1 protein-coding gene is annotated in these 869 nt (G+C 65.4%); it reads right to left on the bottom strand.

Annotated elements, in window-relative coordinates:
- On the bottom strand, positions 1-869 hold an 869-nt coding region (locus tag WH85_RS46190), incomplete at both ends, for an AAA family ATPase (protein WP_045748587.1).

Genomic DNA, 869 nt, shown 5'->3' with positions numbered 1-869 from the left:
AGTTCGTTGAAGAGGATCTGCTCGGACAGGGTGTCCTCCAGCTCGCGCTGGATGGTCCGGCGCAGCGGGCGGGCGCCGAGGACCGGGTCGAAGCCCTTGGCCGCCAGGTACTTCTTGGCGGTGTCGGTCAGCTCGAGGCCCATGTCCTTGTTCTTGAGCTGGCCCTCGATCCGCGCGGTGAAGATGTCGACGATCTGCAGGATCTCCTTCTGCCGCAGCTGGTGGAAGACGATCGTGTCGTCGATGCGGTTGAGGAACTCCGGGCGGAAGTGCTGCTTCAGCTCGTCGTTGACCTTGATCTTCATCCGCTCGTACGACGACTCCTCGGCCTCGGAGGCCTGGAAGCCCAGCGACACGGCCTTGGCCACGTCACGGGTACCGAGGTTGGTCGTCAGGATGATGACCGTGTTCTTGAAGTCCACGATCCGGCCCTGACCGTCGGTCAGCCGGCCGTCCTCGAGGATCTGCAGCAGCGTGTTGAAGACGTCCGGGTGGGCCTTCTCGATCTCGTCGAAGAGCACCACACTGAACGGCTTGCGCCGGACCTTCTCGGTCAGCTGGCCGCCCTCGTCGTAACCGACGTAACCGGGAGGCGCACCGACGAGCCGCGACACGGTGTAACGGTCGTGGAACTCGGACATGTCGAGCTGGATCAGCGCGTCCTCGGAGCCGAACAGGAACTCCGCGAGGGCCTTGGACAGCTCGGTCTTACCGACACCGGACGGGCCGGCGAAGATGAACGAACCGGACGGCCGCTTCGGGTCCTTGAGCCCGGCACGGGTGCGCCGGATCGCCTTCGACACGGCCTGGACCGCGTCCTCCTGGCCGATGACCCGCTTGTGGAGCTCGTCCTCCATGCGCAGCAGCCG

This window comes from Actinoplanes rectilineatus, from assembly GCF_000962825.1.
GTDB lineage: Bacteria > Actinomycetota > Actinomycetes > Mycobacteriales > Micromonosporaceae > Actinoplanes > Actinoplanes rectilineatus.
Note: the sequence above shows the minus strand (reverse complement) of the source record. Positions and strands in the feature narration are given on the sequence as shown.